A 276-nucleotide genomic window follows, 5' to 3' on the forward strand; every position below is an offset into this window, starting at 1 on the left:
GAATATGGCCTGCTGGCTGCGTTGGTGGGGGTAGCCATTATCGCCGGCGCAACACTTCTCGGCACGCAACTCAACGCTCTGTTCAACGCTCTCGGCGTGAGAATGACCGGTGCCGCTGCTGCCGCCGCCGCATAACCGACGGCAAAGGAACTGCCCGTACGTGCTTCAGGGCAGTTCCTTGCGTCGTACCGGCGAAGTGCGCTTGAGAAAGAAACTTTTTTCGGGGGGCTCAGATGAAAAAGGCTCTTGATGTGATTCGCAACGTCTTGCGCGAAG

General features: G+C 58.3%; 1 protein-coding gene. It reads left to right on the forward strand.

The features are described from left to right. Positions 1 to 12: 12 nt before the first annotated feature. Positions 13 to 135 carry a hypothetical protein gene (locus tag SB679_RS24040; RefSeq protein ID WP_410704754.1) on the forward strand — a complete coding sequence of 41 codons (123 nt, stop codon included), beginning with the start codon at positions 13 to 15 and terminating at the stop codon, positions 133 to 135. Positions 136 to 276 lie beyond the last annotated feature (141 nt).

The sequence above is a fragment of the Chryseobacterium sp. SIMBA_029 genome (genome assembly GCF_046535275.1).
Taxonomy (GTDB): domain Bacteria; phylum Bacteroidota; class Bacteroidia; order Flavobacteriales; family Weeksellaceae; genus Chryseobacterium.